Origin of the sequence: Flavobacterium sp. UBA4197 (assembly GCF_002379575.1) — a bacterium.
In the GTDB taxonomy this organism is placed as follows: Bacteria; Bacteroidota; Bacteroidia; order Flavobacteriales; family Flavobacteriaceae; genus Flavobacterium; species Flavobacterium inviolabile.
The window spans coordinates 103885-123122 of sequence record NZ_DFUB01000013.1 but is presented as its reverse complement, the minus strand read 5'-3'; the positions used below and the strand labels follow the sequence as shown (position 1 = coordinate 123122).

At 40.0% G+C, this 19238-nt stretch carries 14 protein-coding genes and 2 tRNA genes; 5 read left to right on the top strand and 11 right to left on the bottom strand.

Going from position 1 to position 19238, the window contains the following annotated elements:
• From B3394_RS07200 to rimP, 4 genes are all read right to left on the bottom strand, one after another.
• On the bottom strand, positions 1 to 980 hold a 980-nt coding region (locus tag B3394_RS07200), incomplete at its 3' end, for a hypothetical protein (RefSeq protein WP_286914610.1).
• 545 nt (positions 981 to 1525) lie between these two features.
• A complete protein-coding gene (gene infB, locus B3394_RS07195) occupies positions 1526 to 4423 on the bottom strand; it encodes a translation initiation factor IF-2 (protein WP_286914607.1) in 2898 nt (965 codons plus the stop codon).
• Between the two features lie 62 nt (positions 4424 to 4485).
• The gene (gene nusA, locus B3394_RS07190; RefSeq protein ID WP_177731600.1) at positions 4486 to 5730 is read right to left on the bottom strand and encodes a transcription termination factor NusA; all 1245 of its coding nucleotides are present in this window, start codon (positions 5728 to 5730) and stop codon (positions 4486 to 4488) included.
• Between the two features lie 13 nt (positions 5731 to 5743).
• Positions 5744 to 6208 (bottom strand): ribosome assembly cofactor RimP, encoded by a 465-nt coding sequence (gene rimP, locus B3394_RS07185; protein ID WP_177731597.1) that lies wholly within the window; start codon positions 6206 to 6208, stop codon positions 5744 to 5746.
• A gap of 182 nt (positions 6209 to 6390) precedes the next feature.
• Here rimP and B3394_RS07180 point away from each other — a divergent pair, with 182 nt between their 5' ends.
• Positions 6391 to 7215 carry a universal stress protein gene (locus tag B3394_RS07180; protein ID WP_177731594.1) on the top strand — a complete coding sequence of 275 codons (825 nt, stop codon included), beginning with the start codon at positions 6391 to 6393 and terminating at the stop codon, positions 7213 to 7215.
• A 49-nt stretch (positions 7216 to 7264) separates the two neighbouring features.
• Here B3394_RS07180 and B3394_RS07175 read toward each other — a convergent pair.
• Positions 7265 to 7335, bottom strand: a tRNA-Gln gene (locus B3394_RS07175).
• A 159-nt stretch (positions 7336 to 7494) separates the two neighbouring features.
• Positions 7495 to 7565 (bottom strand) — tRNA-Gln (locus tag B3394_RS07170).
• 164 nt (positions 7566 to 7729) lie between these two features.
• Here B3394_RS07170 and B3394_RS07165 point away from each other — a divergent pair.
• On the top strand, positions 7730 to 10933 hold the full coding sequence (locus B3394_RS07165; protein ID WP_286914604.1) for a DUF2723 domain-containing protein: 3204 nt from the start codon (positions 7730 to 7732) through the stop codon (positions 10931 to 10933).
• A gap of 60 nt (positions 10934 to 10993) precedes the next feature.
• Complete coding sequence (locus B3394_RS07160; RefSeq protein ID WP_273246468.1) at positions 10994 to 11635, top strand: polysaccharide deacetylase family protein; 642 nt, start codon at positions 10994 to 10996, stop codon at positions 11633 to 11635.
• On the opposite strand, the gene B3394_RS07155 is transcribed toward B3394_RS07160, so the two are convergent.
• Together B3394_RS07155 and B3394_RS07150 are read right to left on the bottom strand one after the other, a co-directional pair.
• A complete protein-coding gene (locus B3394_RS07155; protein ID WP_177731584.1) occupies positions 11632 to 11928 on the bottom strand; it encodes a thioredoxin family protein in 297 nt (98 codons plus the stop codon). The two genes, B3394_RS07160 and B3394_RS07155, sit on opposite strands and share 4 nt — an antisense overlap.
• A gap of 74 nt (positions 11929 to 12002) precedes the next feature.
• Positions 12003 to 13238, bottom strand: a complete 1236-nt coding sequence (locus tag B3394_RS07150; protein WP_286914603.1) for a metallophosphoesterase — start codon at positions 13236 to 13238, stop codon at positions 12003 to 12005.
• 197 nt (positions 13239 to 13435) lie between these two features.
• Between B3394_RS07150 and B3394_RS07145 the strand changes: the two genes are divergently transcribed.
• Together B3394_RS07145 and B3394_RS07140 are read left to right on the top strand one after the other, a co-directional pair.
• Complete coding sequence (locus tag B3394_RS07145; protein WP_286914602.1) at positions 13436 to 13963, top strand: hypothetical protein; 528 nt, start codon at positions 13436 to 13438, stop codon at positions 13961 to 13963.
• A gap of 251 nt (positions 13964 to 14214) precedes the next feature.
• Positions 14215 to 16809 (top strand): FG-GAP-like repeat-containing protein, encoded by a 2595-nt coding sequence (locus B3394_RS07140; protein ID WP_286914596.1) that lies wholly within the window; start codon positions 14215 to 14217, stop codon positions 16807 to 16809.
• Between the two features lie 76 nt (positions 16810 to 16885).
• On the opposite strand, the gene B3394_RS07135 is transcribed toward B3394_RS07140, so the two are convergent.
• The 3 genes from B3394_RS07135 to B3394_RS07125 all read right to left on the bottom strand — a co-directional run bounded on the left by B3394_RS07135 (position 16886) and on the right by B3394_RS07125 (position 19192).
• Positions 16886 to 17077 (bottom strand): hypothetical protein, encoded by a 192-nt coding sequence (locus B3394_RS07135; protein ID WP_177731572.1) that lies wholly within the window; start codon positions 17075 to 17077, stop codon positions 16886 to 16888.
• Positions 17078 to 17175: 98 nt separating this feature from the next.
• Entirely contained in the window at positions 17176 to 18510 is a 1335-nt protein-coding gene (locus B3394_RS07130; protein ID WP_286914594.1) for a sensor histidine kinase, read from the bottom strand.
• Between the two features lie 7 nt (positions 18511 to 18517).
• On the bottom strand, positions 18518 to 19192 hold the full coding sequence (locus B3394_RS07125; RefSeq protein ID WP_286914590.1) for a response regulator transcription factor: 675 nt from the start codon (positions 19190 to 19192) through the stop codon (positions 18518 to 18520).
• Positions 19193 to 19238 lie beyond the last annotated feature (46 nt).

The window sequence follows — 19238 nt, the reverse complement described above, 5'->3', positions numbered from 1 at the left end:
ACTTCGGTTGCTATTAGTTTATTTTGCGGGTTTAGCGCCAGGTTATAGCCTTTTTCTTTAGTGCCGCCAAAAACCTGTTCACTATTCAGGGCACGAATAGCATTTTTAACAGCTGCACTTTTTAAAAGCCCTTTTAATTTGTCACAATGCAAAGGCGGCTCTGTCCATTCCTCAACTGGTGTCGTCACAAAAACAGGACATCGCGGGCAATGATTAGGAGGTGTAAGTCCCCCTTCTGTTGAAGGATCACCGTCTCCGCCACCGCCGCCACTGCCGCCGCCATCGTCACCAATAGGAACAGTTACCCCCGGATCACCGTCACCGCCGCCGCCAATATCGCCATTAGTAGTATAACAAGTCGTAACCGGAGAGTAAAATAAATGGTTCTGGTCATTACATTCATTGGTAGCAACGTGTACACCGGTGTTGTCCGGACTCCACGCCTGGTCGCACATCAATATTTGTGCGGTAACACAAATGGTGGTTTTATCCATTTCCGAAGCATTATAAACAATCGGCGTAATTTTTACCTGTCCTTTGAATGCAAATGAACCGTGAGCGCTCAGAGATAATGGTTCACTTGGTGTGTACTTTAGGATATAGGCACTTGGCTGTCCTAAACTGTCTACGTTAATTACAAGGTTTTCAAAATAGTCCGGGTTAGAGATTTCTCTTGTAATCTTAAACGTATAAGAAGTTTTATTGCCATCTTCAATGACTTTCGCACCGTGTGGTACAATTGTAAAACTATACTGCCCTTCCATTACCGTACGGGATTTCTCTCTGTTCGCATAAACTGCATTATAGGCATTTACAAATTTGTTTTCACGAAGCAGTTTTTCAAGTGATGCCTCCCTGATATTGATTTTATTCGTATCGCTTTCCCTACGGATTACTTCCTCGTTCAGCTCACAACTAAAAAGAGCAAACAGCATAAAAATTAAAACAGGAAAGCAGGCATGTAATTTACTATTCTTCATATTGCCACATTTTATCACAGCAAATCTTGCGATTTTATCGTAATGACAATTACAGAAATCCACAAAAAACAAAAATTGAGTATAAGTGCGTATAAAACACCCATATTTACACTCACATAACATAGGGAATAGCATAAGTATTATTATGCCTCAAAAACAATTTGAGTATGTTTTGTGGATATCCATAAACTTACTTTACTTAAAATTTCTTCAAAAAAAGAATAAAAATACAAACCCATATAAAAATGCTATAGCAGAAAGGGTCAAAATGGAATATTGAAAGATGCGTTCTGACCATAGGATAAATGTGAAGCCATCAAACAAGCAGGAGAGCCCGCCCGGGAGAGTATTGAGATTTACAACCACTAAGGCCGCACATGGGTTGTTTGGTGCTTACACCAAACCAAATGCATCAGCAACACAGAATACAACGAATATCCTTTAAAAAGAAAAAGTTCAAACATTTTAAAAATGTTTGAACTTTTATCAAATTTATAGAATCAAAAATAGTCAGCCTATTTTAGAACTCGTTATTATAAAATCAACTATTTCAGTTTCTTTTTAACTTCCACTTGCTGGAATCCTTCAATAATATCCAATTCTCTGATATCATTGTAGTTTTTGATCTGCATACCGCAATCGTATCCTTTGGAAACTTCTTTCACATCGTCTTTGAAACGTTTCAGTGTTGACAATTCACCGGTGTAAATTACAACGCCTTCACGGATCAAGCGGATTTTAGAGTTTCTGAAGATCTTACCATCGGTAACCATACATCCTGCAATAGTTCCCACTTTCGAAATCTTGAATGTTTCACGAATTTCAGCTGTTCCGGTAATTTCTTCTTTCATTTCCGGCGACAACATACCTTCCATTGCATCTTTCAGATCATCAATTGCATCATAGATGATGGAGTAGCTTCTGATATCGATTTCTTCCTTGTCTGCCAATTGTTTTGCACTTCCGGAAGGACGAACGTTAAATCCGATAATAATCGCATCGGAAGCAGACGCTAACAATACGTCCGATTCTGTAATCGCTCCAACTCCTTTGTGAATAATTCTGATTTGAATTTCTTCTGTAGACAATTTAGAGAAGGAATCCGATAAGGCTTCTACCGAACCATCCACGTCTCCTTTAAGGATAATGTTCAATTCCTTGAACTGACCTAAAGCAATACGTCTTCCGATTTCTGCAAGGGTAATGTGTTTCTGAGTACGAACAGACTGCTCACGCATTAATTGCGTACGCTTAGCAGCAATTTGTTTCGCTTCTCTCTCGTCTTCAAAAACATTGAATTTATCACCTGCTGTCGGCGCTCCGTCCAAACCTAAAATAGAAATCGGGGTTGAAGGACCTGCCTCTTTAATGTTATGACCTCTTTCATCATGCATCGCTTTCACTTTACCATGATGCTTACCGGCCAATACGTAATCTCCGATTCTTAAAGTACCTGCCTGAACCAATACTGTCGAAACGTATCCGCGTCCTTTATCAAGGAATGCCTCTACTACTGTACCTACAGCCGGTTTATTAGGGTTTGCTTTTAAATCTAAGATTTCAGCTTCTAATAATACTTTTTCTAATAGTTCTTTAACTCCTAATCCTGTTTTTGCAGAAATATCATGGGATTGGTATTTTCCACCCCAATCTTCAACCAACAAGTTCATACCTGCCAGTTTTTCTTTAATTTTTTCAGGATTAGCCGTTGGTTTATCCACTTTATTGATTGCAAAAATCAAAGGTACACCTGCTGCCTGAGCATGGCTGATAGCCTCTTTTGTTTGTGGCATGATATCATCATCCGCCGCAATCACGATAATTACAATATCCGTTACCTGAGCTCCACGGGCACGCATCGCCGTAAAGGCCTCGTGACCCGGTGTATCCAGGAACGTAATTTTCTGACCGTTGTCTAATCGAACACCATACGCTCCGATGTGCTGCGTAATACCTCCGGACTCACCCGCAATAACATTTGCTTTACGAATGTAATCCAATAAGGATGTTTTACCGTGATCCACGTGACCCATTACCGTAACAATCGGTGCTCTGTGGATCAGATCTTCCGGTCTGTCTTCAATAATTTCAATTGCTTCTTCAATATCCGTGGTAATGAATTCTACTTCATAACCAAACTCGTCTGCAACGATAGAAAGCGTTTCCGCATCCAATCTCTGGTTCATGGTTACCATGATACCCAAAGACATACACGTTCCGATAACTTTGGTAATTGGCACATCCATCATGGTTGCAATTTCACCAACCGTAACGAATTCTGTTACTTTCAGTACTTTGCTTCCTTCTTCGATAGCTCTTTGCTCGTCATCCGATTTCTGACGGTGAGAATCTCTCTTGTCTCTTCTGTACTTCGCCGCTTTCGATTTATTTCCTTTACCCTGAAGTCTTTCTAAAGTCTCCTTGATCTGGTTTTTAACTTCTTCTTCCGTTGGCTCAACTTTTGCTACGATAGCAGGACGGTTTCCTTTCTGGAATGACGGCTTGTTCGCCGTAAATTTACCTGGTCCTCCCGGTCTGTTAGCATTGTTGCCACCCTGGTTGTTATTACCGCCCTGACCCTGGCCCGGTGTACCCGGAGCTCCCGGTTTGGTCGGAATACGTTTTCTCTTGTTCTTATTATTATTCGAATTGTTCGAATTCTGACCCTGACCTTGTCCGGCATTCTGGTTGTTACCAGTATTCGGCTTGTTTCCGTCTTTCTTAAAGTCTTCTTTCTTCTTTTTCGGTTTATTGAACTGAGAAAGGTCAATGGTCTGACCTGTAAACGTAGTACCGCTTAATTTCTGGTACTGTGTTTCGATTCTCTCTTCTTCCACTACAGGCTCTGCAGTTGCTGCTTTTTCAACCTGAGGTTTCTCTACAGGAGTGATTTTAACAACTTTTTCTTCACGAATAACCTTCTTCTCTTCTTCCTTAGGTTTCACTTCCTCTATTTTTTCAACAGGTTTCTCTTCAACAACAGGTTTCTCCTCCACAACAACAGGCTTCGTTTCCGGTACTGAGACTTTCTCCTCTACTACTTCTGAAGATGGTTTTTCAGTAACAACTTCAGCTTTTTTAGGATTCAGGTCAATTTTACCAATAGCTTTCGGACCAGACAATGTGGCTTTTGCTTTAATGATTTCTTGACGTTGTTTCTCTTCCTCTTGTTTGCGTTTCTCTTCAATCTCGCGCTCTCTTTCTACACGTAATGCCTCTTTTTCTTTCTTTTTCTCTTCACTCACCTCCAGAGAAGCTACTTTTTTACCCTTATCAGCAGAGAATTGACCGCACAAGATAGAATATTCCTCATTAGAAATTTTAGCATTCGGACTTGATTCAATGGTATGCCCTTTTTCTTTCAAATAGTCCACAGCTCTATCCAGAGAAATGTTTAATTCCCTTAAAACCTTGTTTATTCTTATTACTCTTTCTTCAGACATATAATCTTTTTAATATTATCGTAATGCGTGTTGTGTTGTTGTTGTTTGTTGTAATACTTAGGTTATTCTTCGAACTCTTCTCTCAGAATTCTGATAACTTCTAAAATTGTTTCCTCTTCAAGGTCAGTTCTTCTCACTAAATCGGCAACATCCTGATTCAATATGCTTCTCGCAGTATCCAATCCAATTTTAGCAAACTCCTCGATTACCCATCCTTCAATTTCATCTGAGAATTCTGTTAATTCAACATCGTCCTCTTCCTCTGCAATATTACCTTCACGAATTACATCCAGCTCATATCCTGTTAGTAATCCTGCCAGTTTTATATTATGTCCTCCACGTCCGATAGCTTTTGAAACTTCTTCCAGTTTCAAGAACACTTCTGCAGATTTACCTTCTTCATCAATTTTAACCGAAGAAACTTTAGCCGGGCTAAGCGCTCTGGTTATATACAATTGTGTATTGGTTGTATAGTTGATAACATCAATATTTTCATTTCCAAGCTCACGAACGATACCGTGAATACGGGAACCTTTCATCCCCACACAGGCACCAACCGGATCAATTCTGTCATCATACGAATCTACGGCAACTTTCGCTTTTTCACCCGGGATTCTCACAACTTTTTTAACCGTGATCAAACCGTCAAAAACTTCCGGAATTTCCTGCTCAAATAATTTTTCCAGGAATTTCTCTGAAGTTCTGGACATAATGATTTGCGGCTTATTCCCTTTCAACTCCACATTCTCAATAATTCCTCTAACGTTATCTCCTTTACGGAAGAAATCGGAAGGGATTTGTTTTTCTTTTGGCAATACAATTTCATTTCCTTCATCGTCCACCAAAATAACTGCTTTTGGACGCACGTGATGTACTTCTGCTGTATAAATATCTCCGATTAAATCTTTAAATTGCTTGTAAAGATTTGTATTATCGTGCTCATGAATTTTAGAAATCAGATTTTGACGCAATGCTAAAATAGCTCTTCTTCCTAATTGAATTAATTTCACTTCTTCAGAAACTTCCTCTCCCACCTCAAAATCAGGCTCAATTTTTCGCGCTTCCGATAACGAAATTTCAGAATTTGAATCTTCCACCTCTCCATCAGCAACTACAATACGATTTCTCCATATTTCCATATCTCCTTTATCCGGATTTATAATAATATCGAAGTTATCATCTGAACCATATTTCTTTTTCAATGCATTTCTAAACACATCTTCTAAAATTGCCATTAAGGTAACTCTGTCGATTAGTTTATCGTCTTTAAACTCTGAAAACGATTCGATTAATGCAATATTTTCCATGCAAACTCTTTATTTAAAATGTTATTATAACAATTGCTTCCTTGATATCTGAATAAGGAATTTCTACCTTTTTGTGAACTGTTTCTTTACCTTTCCCGATTTGTTTTGGCTCTCTTGCTGTCCATTCCAAAACAATAAACGCATCTGTTGCTGCTGTCAATGCGGCTTCGATTTTCTCGGTAGCCGTAGTTACTTTCAGCGTTCTGCCGATATTCTTTCTGAACTGTCTTGGCAATTTCAACGGACTGGTTGCTCCCGCAGAAGCTACTTCCAATGAAAAATCCTGTTCTTCGCGATCCAAATTATGCTCTATAGCACGGCTAATATCAATACAGTCCTGAAGACTAACACCGTTATCACCGTCTAAAGTTACAATAATTTTATAAGAATCGGTTATTGCCAAATCAATTAAAAAAAGAGACGGTTTCTGCGACAACCCCTCATTCAGCAACGCGCTAACTTTTTCTTTAAATGCCATATTAGTATAAAAAGAGGGGACTTATTGCCCCCTCATTATTTAGTTCATTAATAAATAACGGCGCAAATATAGTGTTATTTTTTAAATATTGAAAATCAATTGTGTATTGTAATTTAAATTCCTACCTTTATAAAACAGATTTTAACAAATAAACCACAGCAAATCACTACAAATTATTTATTATGAAAAAGATTTTAGTACCAACTGATTTTTCCGATCATGCAGAATACGCCCTAAAAGTTGCCGCTCAAATTGCAAGAAAAAACGACGGAGAAATTGTTTTACTTCACATGCTTGAACTACCACATGAAGGAAGCGACGCTATTGGCAGCGGCCACGAGATCCCTGAAATCATGTTCTTCAAAAAGAAAGCAGAAGAAAGACTAGACGAAATCGCAAATTCTTCCATTTTATCCGGAATAAATGTAACACAGATCACCAAACTGGAAAGAGCTTTTGACGGTGTTCTGGACATCAGCAATAAAAACGAAATCGACTTAATCGTTATGGGTTCTCATGGCGCCAGCGGTTTCAAAGAAATGTTCATTGGTTCCAATACCGAAAAAGTGGTACGTCATTCAGAAGTTCCGGTACTGGTAATCAAAAAAGAATCTGACAATTTTAATGTAGACAAATTTGTTTTCGCTTCCGACTTTACAGACGAGGTTAAAAAACCGTTCGAAAAAGTAGTGGAGTTTGCCAATCAGTTCAATGCTAAAATACATTTATTGATGGTCAACACGCCGAACAACTTTAAATCTACAGCTGTTGCCGAAAAAATGATGGCTGATTTCATCACTCCTTTCAGCATCAACAACTACAGCACACACATTTATAATGATGTAAACGTTGAAAAAGGTGTTTTACACTTCGCCAAAAACATTGATGCCGACTTAATCGGAATCAGCACACACGGAAGAAAAGGAATTTCCCACTTCTTTAACGGAAGTATCAGTGAAGACCTGGTAAACCACGCGAAACGCCCGGTAGTAACTTTCAAAATATAACAAAAGATACCTAAAAAGAAAAACCTCTCCAATCGGAGAGGTTTTTTTGTTGGCCTACTAGGACTCGAACCTAGAACGACTGAACCAAAATCAGCTGTGTTACCATTACACCATAGGCCACTAAATCAGTATTGATTTTTTCAGAGGGGCAAATGTAAAATATTTTTTTTATTCTCCAAACAAAGCCGGAAAATTTAACCCGGAAAATCCACTTTCAAAAACACACAAATCCCACACCCCTTAAAACAAAATAACCTCTCAAAATTGAGAGGTTATTTGTTGGCCTACTAGGACTCGAACCTAGAACGACTGAACCAAAATCAGCTGTGTTACCATTACACCATAGGCCACTAAAACCGGCATCATTACTGATTTCCGGGTGCAAATGTAGGACATTTTTTTTACAATCCAAATTTTTGATAAAAAAATATTAAAAAAACATTTTCAGCTTTCTTTCTCCAAAAAAATAGTTTCTTTGTAAAAGAAATTAATCCGAAAAAATAGACAAGTATATATGGTAACATTTAACTTTAAAAAATGGAACACGATCTTAGGATGGTCAACATTTGCAATTGCCTTAATTACTTATTCGCTAACCGTTGAACCCTCCTTAAGTTTCTGGGATTGCGGTGAATACATTGCTACTTCTGCAAAACTGGAAGTAGGTCACCCGCCGGGAGCTCCGTTATTTCAAATGATCGGTGCTTTCTTTGCGATGTTCGCAACAAGCCCTCAAAAGGTCGCTTTAATGGTGAACATGATGTCTGTTTTTTCGAGTGCTTTCACTATTTTATTCATGTTTTGGTCAATGACCATCCTTTTAAAGAAAATTGTTTCCGGCTTTACCGAGTTTGACAAAAACAATGCAATCGTTGTTTTAGGAAGTGCTTTTGTTGGTTCTCTTGCCTTTACCTTTTCAGACAGTTTCTGGTTTAGTGCTGCCGAAGCAGAGGTTTACGCCATGGCATCACTGTTCATTGCAGTATTGTTCTGGCTTGGCCTGCGATGGGAAGAAGACATGCACAGCCCGAGAGGAAACAGATGGCTTTTATTGATTTCGCTAATGATCGGACTTTCTTTTGGTGTCCACTTCATGGCCTTACTAACCATCCCCTCTTTAGGATTACTGTATTATTTTAAAAATTACAAAACCGTTACCATAAAGAACTTCATCATTGCCAATGTGGTAATTGTGGTGATCTTATTCTTTGTCTTTAAGTTCCTGTTACCGTACACACTGGCTTTCTTCGGAAAAATGGAGATTTTCATGGTAAATTCTTTAGGATTGCCGTTTAACTCCGGAACCATTTTCGCAGTCATCTTAATCATTCTTTTCTTCTATTTCGGATTGCGTTATACAAAAAAGAAGGAAAAACCGCTTTACAACACCTTATTACTTTGTGTATTATTCGTTTTAATCGGATTCTCTACCTGGTTAATGCTGCCGATTCGTGCCAATGCCAATGTGGTTATTAACGAAAACAGACCTTCGGATGCTGCAGAGGTTTTAGCCTACTACAACCGTGAGCAGTACGGAGAACAAAAAACATTCTACGGTCCGTTGTTTACTGAAGCCTATGTTGGACTGGACGAAGACAAACCGTATGAAGACGAAAAACCAAACTACGAAAGAGATTATAAAACCGGCACCTACAAAATTGTAAACAACTATGTTAATGCCCGACAAAATACCAGCGACACCCAGAAAGGCTTCCTGCCAAGAATGTGGAGTCCGGACAATGCGGTGAACTACATGACTTTTACACAGCCTGTAAAATTCACCATCAACCCGGAATATTCCCATGAAGACGAACTGGTACAGGTGGTAGCCGAATTCCGTAACGCTTACAGTTCCGGGAAATTAGGAATTGAAGAATATGATAAATTCTTAAAATCTTACGGCGAATACCTTATCATCGAAAAACCGTCCTTTGTTGACAACATGAAATTCATGTTCGAATACCAGTTTGGTTATATGTACTGGCGTTACTTAATGTGGAACTTTACCGGTCGTCAAAACGACATCCAGGGTAAATATGACACCCAAAACGGAAACTGGCTGAGCGGTATCAAGTTTATAGACGAAATCCGTTTAGGCTCTCAGGACAATCTTCCTGCTGATGTATTAAACAACAAGGCAAGAAATACCTATTATTTCCTTCCTTTTATCTTAGCCGTTATCGGTATGATTTTCCATGCCAAAAAAGATCTTAAAAGCTTCTATGTATTACTGGTTTTATTCTTATTCACCAGTTTGGCATTAAAAGTATTCCTGAACGAAAGACCGTTTGAACCGCGTGAAAGAGATTATGCGCTCGTAGGCTCTTTCTACATCTTTGCCATGTGGTTAGGATTCGGGGTTTATGCGATATACGACGGAATCAAAAATTATTTACAGCCAAAAATTGCAGGACCGGTTGTGATAACTGCCTGTTTACTGGCGGCTCCGGTTTTAATGGCCAAAGAAAACTGGGACGATCACGACCGTTCGAACCGTTATACGGCTGTAGCAATGGCTAAAGCCTACCTGGATTCCTGCGAACCGAATGCGATTTTATTCACCATTGGTGACAACGATACCTTCCCGCTTTGGTATGCTCAGGAAATCGAAGGCTACCGAACAGATGTGAGGATCGTAAACACCCAGCTTTTCACACAAGACTGGTACATCGACCAGATGAAATCGAAAGCGTATAATTCCGATCCGCTGCCTATTTCGTTCACACACGACCAATATGTAAAAGGAAAACGCGATTATATGTTCTTCCAGGAATTAACAAAAGAACGCATCGACATCAAACAGTTCATTGACTTTATTAAGAGTGACGATGAGCGAACGCTGTTTACAATTCCAAGAAGCGGACAAAAGATCCACTTCTACCCTACCAATAAGATCAGCATTCCGGTTAACAAGGAAACCGTTATTAAAAACAAAGTGGTAGCGCCACAGTTAAACGATTCTATTGTTTCGGCAATTGATGTGGATATTGAAGGCAGTGCTTTATACATTAACCGTTTAATGATGCTGGATCTGGTTTACAACAACAACTGGAAACGCCCTATCTATTTTACAGGCGGTAGTTTTGGTGACGACGATTATATCTGGATGAAAGATTACCTGCAGCTGGATGGAATGGTGTACAAACTGGTTCCGGTAAAAACACCGATACCGAAAAACGGAAGTCCGCTGGATATGGGTAATATCGATACGGAAAAAATGTACAAAATTGTAATGTCATGGGATTGGGGCAACAGTGGTGATCCTAAAATCTACCACGATCCTGAAACCCGTAAAAACAGTATTTCCTACCGCACGAATTTAGCCCGTTTAACAGAGAAATTAATCGCAGAAGGCAAAAAGGATAAAGCGAAAAATATTATCGATTTAGCAATGGCTAAAATGCCGATTGACGAATTCGGATTCTATACGTTCGTAGAACCTTTCGCTTCCGGGTATTATGAAATCGGAGAAGTGAATAAAGCCCGTGCGATCTTAACCAAGTTAGCCGGAAAATACCAGGAAAACATCCGCTACTATAAAGGATTAAAGAGTGCCGAACAAAACGATATGTATGTGGATATCGTTACCGACATCGAAAGATACCGTGCGCTTCTTGACATCATGAAACAATATGACAAACCGTTTTACGAAACCAACAAAGTCAAATTCAACAGTTATAACAAAATGTTTGAACGTTTCGCAAGAGACATGGAATAACAACCCGATACAATATGCCAATGAGATTCATTGGCATATTGCTTTTATACCGTCATTACAATGAGTTTCTGGATAAAAACGAACCGCTTTATAAAAGCCATTTTCTTTAATCAGGTTTGGGATGTCCCGAATACGGAGAACAGGATATACCTTACTTTCGACGACGGACCTACTCCCGAAATAACGGAATGGGTTTTGGCCGTTTTACAGGAACACCACATCAAGGCCACCTTTTTTTGCATTGGCAACAACATCGATAAACATCCTGATATTTTCAGGAAGCTCATCGCTCACGGGCACACGATTGGCAACCATACATACAACCACCTGAAAGGATGGCAAACAAAACAATCGGAATATATTGAAAACACGGAAGCCTGCCGTAAAGCCATACTAAAGCATTCCGGCACCAAAACAGCCTCCTGCCTGTTCAGACCGCCTTATGGCAAAATAAAGCCGTTACAATCGCGCCAATTGCGAAAATCAGGCTACAAAATAATCATGTGGGATGTGATCAGCATGGACTTTGACAAGACCATTACACCGGAACAATGTCTCGAAAATGTAGTTAAAAACACGACACCGGGAAGTATAGTCGTATTTCACGATAGCGTAAAGGCTTTTAAAAACCTCGAACATACGCTGCCAAAAGCCATACAGCTTTTAAAAGAAAAAGGATTTGAATTTGGTGTATTAAATTAGTATTGCTCCTGAACCAGCGCAATGATCGTATTGGCATCCAGCTCTCCGGATTGTCTCCATACCATCTGTCCGTCTTTATAAATCATTAAAGTCGGTAGTCCTTTAATACGTAGCGCTTCTGCCAGTTCCTGGTTTTTATCGATATCAATTTTAATCACTTTGGCTTTATCACCCAAAGCGGCCGCAACATCTCTGATAACCGGATGCATCGAAACAGAAGGTTCGTTCCAGTCCGTATAAAAATCAATCAGCACTGGTACTTGTGCATTGATAAGTTCTCCAAATTTTGACATAGCTTACAAGTTTAATATACTTTAAAGATACTTTTACAATCTATTATCTATACAAATGTAGCATTTTTAACGAATTACGCTACTTTTTCGCCTTTTTTTAGTTCGATAACCGTTATTTCCGGCCAGATGCCAACCCGTCCCGGATAGGCGTGGAATCCGAATCCGCGGTTCACATAAACATATTTACCAACCTCTTCATACAATCCGGCCCATTGTTTGTAAACGTATTCAATTGGACTCCATTTAATTATACCCGGAATTTCAATTCCGAACTGCAAACCGTGCGTGTGTCCGCTCAGCGTTAAATGGAAATGTTTGTCATGTTGTTTCACCTCGGCATCCCAATGCGACGGATCATGGCTCATCAGAATTTTAAAGTCCTCTTTTACCAATCCTTCCGAAGCTTTGTTTAAATCGCCCGCCTGTTTGAACTTTACACCCCAGTTTTCAACACCAACAAGCGCTATTTCATCGGAACCTTTTTTGATTTTTACATTTTCATTAAGCAACAGCCTGAAATCAATTTGACGGTGTAAATCCTTAATCGCCTTGAAATTTTCATCTTTGGCTTTTTGCGAAGGCCAGTCAACATATTCCCCGTAATCATGGTTCCCCAAAACGGAATATTTCCCTAATGCCGGTGTTTTAATTTTCCGGAAAGTCTCAATCCACGGGTGCATCTCTTCGGCATGTGTATTCACAATATCCCCGGTAAACAGGACAATATCCGATTGCTGCTCGTTTATCAGATCGATCGCATAACTGATTTTTTCAGGATTATCAAAACTGCCGCTGTGCACATCCGAAATTTGCGTGATCGTAGTCCCGTCAAAACTATCCGGAAGATCCGGGAAAAATATCGTCTGGCGGATCACCTTGAAATTGTATTTCCCTTTCGTCATACCATACAGCAAAGAGCTGAAAGGAATCAGCGCTACCATAATGGCAACCTGGCTTACAAACTTTCTTCTTTCCGGAATGGCTTCTTTTATATTGTCAACCTGAGTGAAGTAGTTGATCACTGTGGCGAACATACGGAAAATATCTTCTCCTAATAATATGATCGCGATCAGCAGTTTGGGTAAAAGCGTTATCAAAAGCAGTCCCATCGTAAAGAGCGTCTGTTTGTTCTGCCCTGTTCTTTTATCAAACTGGCTGAAGGAGTAAATCAGATACACAAAAATCAGCAGGCTTATCACCTGATAAGCAATCAGTATCCATCGCTCTTTTGTAATTGTTTTAAATGCCTGGAAAGCATACAGCTCAACCAGTAGTAAAATTATCCCTATAAAAACTAAACGCATCATCATAAATTAATAAACAAAGTAACAAAGAATGCCCTTACTCTTGGTTTTATATTAGCAATATTTTAACTATACCCTGTCATTACTCCGGACTTATCAAAATACCCGCAAAGAGACTATCAATATACATTTTGTTTTAACAAAAATCAAACTGATTAATCAGCATAAGCCAAAATGATTATTTTTGCCGCAAACCTTACAAAATGAGAAAAATCCTATTTTTACTTTTTGCTTTTAGCCTGACTTCGGCCTATTCGCAAGAAGTATTGACCGCACAGTCCAGAGGACGTGTTTTCAATGCCGGCAACCAGCGCCTGACCACAAGTGAAGTCCGCAGCCTGATGCAGACCAATGCAGAAGCATTAAAACTGTATAATGCCGGAAGAAATAAAAAAACATTCGGAAACATCCTGATTGCTGCCGGATCCGGAATGATTGCCGGAAACCTTTTGTACAACCTTACCACCGACAGCGATTCAAAAGTGACCCAGCATAATTTTGGTGCCGGGCAAGTCACTACCGTTGAAAAAGAAAAACAAAAGTTCACAGTAGCCGCCATTGGTCTGGCTGCCATAATTGTGGCCATCCCGATAAAAATAGGCTATACCAAAAAAGTAAAAAAAGCCGTGGATATGATGAATACAGACCTAAAAAATCCAAACCAGGGTTTTATCGAATCTTCTGCTATTATTGCCAATGGTAACGGATTGGGCATTCAGCTTTCCTTCTAAGCACACACTTTTCAATACAAACGATACAACCAGAGTAAAATGCTCTGGTTTTTTTATACAATCCGTTTCCGGCCAATCCAACCAAACCAAAATATTAACCTATAATTTTATTCAGAATACAATCTAACCGTTAAATAATTCCGCATCCCAAAAATATATTTCCAATATTATCACAAAAAGCTAAAAAATGGCTTCTGTTATTTTTATTTAATCTAAATAAATAAATTTGCAAAGACTTAATTAAATGATTTATGAAGAAAATATACTTACTCTTTACTGTCGTTTTCCTTTCCCAGCTGGATTGTAAAGCACAGTTATTAACGCAAAACAGTGCTGTGTTTACCGGAGTATTTTATGGCGACTGCGTGGCAGCCGACTTTAACGGTGATGGTAAAAAAGAAATGCTGGTAACGGGTGCCTTACCCGGCTATGACAGTTTTACAGCCCTATACGAATTGGGTCCTGACGGATTTGTAATGAATACGGCAAACAATTTTACGCCGATAATGTATTCTGCAGTGGCTGTTGGCGATATCAACAACGACGGACACCTTGACTTTGCCATTACCGGTACCGAGTCTATTAACGAAACCCAGGTTTTTGAAATTTACTATGGCAACGGTAACAACACATTCAGCAAAGTAGCAATACCTTCCATAGTTCCTACCAATTACGGTTCTATCGGATTAGCCGACCTGAATCAGGATGGTCACATGGACATCCTGGTGAACGGTATCAACGATACAGACAGTGTTACCAAAGTGTACTTCCAGACCGGAAATACCGGTGTTTTCGAACCGTCAAACATCAATTTATTAGGAACAAACTTTAGCGCGACCAAAATATTCGATGCTAATTCAGACGGATTACCGGACATATTGGTAACCGGATACAGCACAGCCTATGTACCGGAAACAAAACTATACATCAATCAGGGAAATGGTCAGTTTACCAGCCATAACAGCAGTTTAAACTCGGTTTATTTCTCTTCAATTGATACCGCAGACATTAACGGCGACGGTCATTTAGATATCTTATTATCCGGAATGAGCGACACGTTCGAACCGATACTGCATGCATATTTAAACGACGGAGCCGCACATTTTGCACCAATTGGCTCCTCTTTCTTAGGAACTTATTACGGCAGCTCCCGCTTTATTGACTACAACAACGACGGTCTTCTGGACATCTTTACCATGGGTTCCAATGCTGACGGAGACAACAAACTGGCTTTATACAAAAACAACGGCGACGGAACATTCAGCCAGGACGTTACAAACGCTGCTCCGCTGAATCCTTTAACCATGTCCCGCGCTTTATGCTTTGACTATGACAATGACGGCGATACCGATTTGTTTATCATGGGGTATGAAGACAATGATCTGGCAAAATCGATCCTGTACACCAACAATTCCGTTCAGGACTGTACTCCGGTATTCCAATACAATGCCGACAGTAATATGATTACCAATGTTACATTCGGTACGATTAACAATACTTCTCCTTTCCAATCGGGAACAACACCGGTATATGAAGATTTTACCAACATCAGCACACCGGTTATCAAAGGACAAACCTATCCTATCGCAGTAAAAGGACCATCCAGTTCTTTCCCGAGCGATGTAATGGTATATATCGATTTCAACAAGAACGGCAACTTTAATGATGCCGGCGAAGGTTTCTATATTGGCCAGCTTGCTCCGGCAAATCCGGCAAATGCCAATACCCTAACGGCCAATATTGCTATTCCGGCGAATGCCGCAACCGGAACTACGAAAATGAGAATCATCAAGAATACGAATGTAGCGGCTTTGAGCAATCCAGCTGCGCCAAACACCATTAACGATCCTTGTGACACCACATTAAGAGCCGGGCAAACAGAAGATTACAGTATTGCCATTGAAAGCGCTGTGGTTTGCCAGGAACCGGCAGAACCGGTAGGATCATTAGGCTGCATAACGTTTACTTACCAGGGCAATACGGTTACCTATACTACCGTTAGAGGTGCCGACAGAAACATCTGGCTACAGCAAAACTTAGGAACGCCTGCTGTAGCAACTTCTTCGACCGATGAAAACTCTTTTGGAGATTTATTCCAATGGGGACGTTGGGACGACGGACACCAATTGAGAACTTCTTCAACGGTTTTATCGCCGGCAGCAAACAATCCTTCAGGAATCGGAACCGGAAACCCGAACTTCTTTACATCCGGACCGGCATGGTGGAACGGCAACATTTTGACGGACGAATGGACTGCCGCAACACCGGCAGCAACAACCAGCACAAAAGGTTGTGACCCTTGTAAAGCATTAGGTAACGGATGGCGATTGCCAACACAAACAGAATGGGAAGAAATTGCCGTGAAAGAAGTGATTACATCACCCGGAAAAGCGTATGACAGTAATTTAAAACTAACCGTAGGCGGAAACAGAGATACCAGCGGAAATGCTAACTATAAAGGACAAAGAGGTTATTACTGGAGCAGTACCACAAGCAGTATCGGAGCGAAATACTTCTATTTCAGCAGTGCGATCATCAACCCGTCTGCCGGAGGACCACGTGGTCAGGGATCGGCAGTGAGATGTTTCAAACAAGGTACTAATTTAGGCCTGCACGAAACCGCTAAAGCCCGTTTCACGGTTTATCCGAATCCGACAAATACAATCGTAAATATCGATACGGAACAAACGGATATCACTGTAAAAATATTCAACCAGCTTGGACAGCAGATCATCGTTGCAAAATCGAAATCAATCGACCTTTCCAGACTGGCAGCAGGAATATACATCCTGAAAATAGATGGTAAAAACGGTGAAACCTACTCCCAGAAAGTAGTAAAACAATAAGGTGAAAGAAAACACCTCAAATAAAAGAGGCTGATTGTACAATCAGCCTCTTGATATTTTATAGCGAGAAAAACAATTATTTTTTCTCTGATTTCATTTTTGAATTCTCTGCTTTAGCATCCGTTTTTTTAGCCTCTTCTTTTTTAGCTTCAGCTTTCATTTCGGTTTTAGCGTGTTTGTGTGTTTTAACTGTTTTTGCTGGTTCAGTTTGAGCGAAAGTCATTGCTGCAGATCCTAGTAATACAGCAACTAGCATTAATTTTTTCATGATATAAAAGTTTTAATGATTAATTTATGAGTCAAAGTTATATCGCGAAAATGAAGCTAAAATGAAGATTTATCCTTCCCGGAAAAATTAACTTTTATTTAGCTTTTTGCCGGTAAATGGAAAAGCAGTGAAAAAACACTGCCGCTATCCGGCTCTGAGGTTACCGCAATCTCAATATGATGAAAATGCGCTATCGTATGCGCAATAGCCAGCCCAAGTCCTTGTCCTTCCACTTTTAAATTCATCCGGGCAAAACGATTAAAAAGCTTCGAAACCTGTTCCGGATCAATTCCGCAGCCGGTATCGGAAACCGAAAACCGGTATATCCCGGATTCAAAAGCATCCGAAAGAATTATCTTTCCGCCTTCTTTATTATACTTTATAGCATTCACCAGTATATTGAACAGTAAGATATGAATAAGTGTTTTATTCCCCTGGAATGAATAGGACGTACTCATTGTATTTATAACGGTAATGTTCCGGTCCCTGATCCGGTCCTCCAGTTCCAAAAGCAATTCTTCCAGCAATGCCTGCAACGCGATCGTTTCATCGGCCTGAAACTGATTGTTCTCAATCCTCGAAATCAGCAACAGATTATTGATAATCTTTTTTAAGGTATCCAAAGTCCGAAGCGAACTGACTATTTTGTCGAGTCCTTCATCGTTAATCGATTCGTTTACCAGCAGGTTTTCAAACCGGCTTCTCAGGATCGCGATCGGCGTTAGCAATTCGTGCGACACATTCGCAATAAACTGTTTCTCTTTATTAATAACATCCTGCATTCTGCCCATCATCTGATTCAAGGCCGTATCCAGTTCTTTAAAATCATCGGAATGGGACGGAATCATTTCATAATTAAACGCTTCCGGATTATCAATATACCTGATTTTCCTGTCGATAATACGGTAAAACGGCCGTAGCAGGTAATCAATAAAAAAAGCCTCAAACAAAAAGGTCAGCAAGACCAGACCTATCAGTACGGCTACTGTAAAAGAACGGATCACAAAATACAGATCCTTTACCTGAGCCAGGTTATTCCCTATTTCCAGCAGATATGATTTGCCTTCATATTTAAAAAAATACTGCAGTATGCGGTATTCGTTCTTTTCCTTTTCAATAATTCTGGGCGCCGTTATAAAAACCGTTTTCGGTTCCACCTTTACACTGTCGGGAATACGGGAAAGCTGCAAAAACTCGCTGTGCAGGTTGGAAAAACTCGCATAGGTATCGTCCATTGTATTGTTCGACAAAAAATCATTGATCTCCTCATTATTAAGGTTCTTGATAAACTTCTGCTTTTTCTCCGTTAAGCTGGTCGTAATATGCCGGAAAACCACTTTTTCAACCAGTATCGGCAAGGCAAACCACAACACTACAATAAGTGTAATTCTGGTGAGAATACTAAAGGTGGCGATCTGATGTTTAAACTTCATCGGCTGTTCATTCGTTAATGCGATATCCTACATTCCGGACCGTTTCAAACCAATCCAGCTTTTCGTGTTTTTCCAGTTTTTTTCTCAGGTTCCGGACATGCACGTCTATAAAATTAGAATCGGAATTGATTTCCAGTATATCGCCCCAGATATGCTCTGTGAGCTGCAAACGGGTAACCACCCTGTTTTTGTTGAGCACCAGGTACTGAAAAACATCAAATTCCTTTTTTGTTAAGCTAATCGTCTGTTCCCCGTGCCGGACTTTATAATCCTGCAACTGAATCCGGAAACCGTGAATCGGCAGTTCATTCATTGTAAAACCGTGTATCCGGCGGATCACGGCAAACAAACGGGCGCTCAATTCCGTCAATGCAAACGGTTTGGTCAGGTAATCGTCTGCTCCCAGATGAAAACCATTGATCCGGTCATCCAGTTCTCCTCTGGCAGTGATTACAATAATGCCCATCTTCGATTTATTCTTCCGGATGGTTTTTAGCAAATCCAGGCCGTCGCCGTCCGGCAGTCCTAAATCCAGCAACATCACATCATATTCGTTTCTGTCAATTTCATCGAGTGCCGCTTTGCAGTTCTTTTTTACCGTACAGATATAGCCGCTATCGGTCAGGAAACGCATAAGCTCCCCGGCTAATTCCTGATGGTCTTCCACAACAATAATATTCATACGGATAATAGCATTAAAATCTATTAAAATTACAGAATAATCCCCA

Excerpts from the sequence above, each read along its gene's own strand:
- infB (WP_286914607.1), bottom strand. The coding sequence starts at position 4,423 with ATGTCTGAAGAAAGAGTAATAAGAATAAACAAGGTTTTAAGGGAATTA.
- B3394_RS07180 (WP_177731594.1), top strand. The coding sequence starts at position 6,391 with ATGAAAAAGATTTTAGTACCAACTGATTTTTCCGATCATGCAGAATAC.
- B3394_RS07150 (WP_286914603.1), bottom strand. The coding sequence starts at position 13,238 with ATGATGATGCGTTTAGTTTTTATAGGGATAATTTTACTACTGGTTGAG.
- nusA (WP_177731600.1), bottom strand. The coding sequence starts at position 5,730 with ATGGAAAATATTGCATTAATCGAATCGTTTTCAGAGTTTAAAGACGAT.
- B3394_RS07125 (WP_286914590.1), bottom strand. The coding sequence starts at position 19,192 with ATGAATATTATTGTTGTGGAAGACCATCAGGAATTAGCCGGGGAGCTT.
- B3394_RS07140 (WP_286914596.1), top strand. The coding sequence starts at position 14,215 with ATGAAGAAAATATACTTACTCTTTACTGTCGTTTTCCTTTCCCAGCTG.
- B3394_RS07135 (WP_177731572.1), bottom strand. The coding sequence starts at position 17,077 with ATGAAAAAATTAATGCTAGTTGCTGTATTACTAGGATCTGCAGCAATG.
- B3394_RS07145 (WP_286914602.1), top strand. The coding sequence starts at position 13,436 with ATGAGAAAAATCCTATTTTTACTTTTTGCTTTTAGCCTGACTTCGGCC.
- rimP (WP_177731597.1), bottom strand. The coding sequence starts at position 6,208 with ATGGCATTTAAAGAAAAAGTTAGCGCGTTGCTGAATGAGGGGTTGTCG.
- B3394_RS07160 (WP_273246468.1), top strand. The coding sequence starts at position 10,994 with ATGAGTTTCTGGATAAAAACGAACCGCTTTATAAAAGCCATTTTCTTT.
- B3394_RS07130 (WP_286914594.1), bottom strand. The coding sequence starts at position 18,510 with ATGAAGTTTAAACATCAGATCGCCACCTTTAGTATTCTCACCAGAATT.
- B3394_RS07155 (WP_177731584.1), bottom strand. The coding sequence starts at position 11,928 with ATGTCAAAATTTGGAGAACTTATCAATGCACAAGTACCAGTGCTGATT.
- B3394_RS07165 (WP_286914604.1), top strand. The coding sequence starts at position 7,730 with ATGGTAACATTTAACTTTAAAAAATGGAACACGATCTTAGGATGGTCA.